At 64.4% G+C, this 703-nt stretch carries 1 protein-coding gene; it reads left to right on the forward strand.

Annotated features, from left to right (window positions below):
* The first annotated feature begins 126 nt into the window (after positions 1 to 126).
* A complete protein-coding gene (locus ACWJ6R_RS37515; protein ID WP_449066735.1) occupies positions 127 to 693 on the forward strand; it encodes a hypothetical protein in 567 nt (188 codons plus the stop codon).
* Positions 694 to 703: the final 10 nt, after the last annotated feature.

Genomic DNA, 703 nt, shown 5'->3' on the forward strand with positions numbered 1-703 from the left:
TCCTGCGAGCTTCTGGCATCCGGGATGTTCACGACGCGATGGCCCCTCGCTCTCGACCGAGCCGTACGACATACCGGACCATAAACCGGGTGAAAAGTGGATCTTCCTTCTGTGAGAGTGCGGGGTATGGGAAGAAGCAAGGGCGTCAGGGAACTGGAGCGGGCGTTACGGGTGGGCAAGCCGGTCGGGGTTCGGCGCATGATCCGTGGCACCGCACGGCTGGATGCCTACGTCGTAGGTGTGGGCAGGAAATGGGCGCTGCTGCACACTGTCTGCGATCAGATCCGCCTCGACGGGTACTCGGCTGTCCGGATCCGCGACGTGGAGCATGCGACGGACTCGGGCTGGCCGGGAGCCGACTTCGTCCACCGGGCGCTGTCGTTACGCGGTGACGTACCCGCTCCGCTGCCGGATATCGATCTCGACTCCACCGCCCGGCTGATCGAGACCATGGCAGAGGCGTTCCCTCTGCTGGGTCTGACGTTCGAGGAGATCGACCCCGATGCCCTCTTCATCGGCCGCGCACGCGGGATCACTTCGAAGAAGAGGGTCCGCCTCCAGCAGATCAGCTCCCGAGCCGCTTGGGACGGCTTCTGCACCATGCACAAGATCGGCGACATCACCCGGCTCGATGCCGGTGACGGTTACGCGGAAGCACTGCGTCTGGTGGGAGGAGATCCACGCGACTCGTGAAGAACCGCAC

Source organism: Planomonospora algeriensis (genome assembly GCF_977012225.1).

Excerpts from the sequence above, each read along its gene's own strand:
- ACWJ6R_RS37515 (WP_449066735.1), top strand. The coding sequence starts at position 127 with ATGGGAAGAAGCAAGGGCGTCAGGGAACTGGAGCGGGCGTTACGGGTG.